We start from the raw sequence: 245 nt of genomic DNA, 5'->3' as shown, positions 1-245 counted from the left end.
CCTGGTCTACACGGCGTTCAAGCTGGCCAAGGAGGGGGCGGAGGACGAGGACGACGAGTTCGAGGAGAACAAGCTCGTGGCGTTCGTCGAGCGCCGCTTCCCCGCCACCTCGGAGTGGCACGGCAAGAGCCTGGTCGTGAGCGGCGAGGGCGCCAAGAAGATGATCACGCCGATGTTCATCGTGATCCTCACCCTCGGCACCACCGACCTGCTGTTCGCCCTCGACTCGATCCCCGCGATCTTCG

1 protein-coding gene is annotated in these 245 nt (G+C 65.3%); it reads left to right on the top strand.

Annotation, left to right across the window (positions count from 1 at the left end):
• The coding region (locus AC3II9_RS22310; RefSeq protein WP_489158944.1) for a TerC family protein at window positions 1–245 on the top strand (245 nt) is incomplete at both ends.

This window comes from Lysinibacillus sp. RU7 (assembly GCF_057837305.1).
The sequence above is the reverse complement of the archived record's forward strand: the minus strand, read 5'-3'. Positions and strand labels throughout refer to the sequence as shown.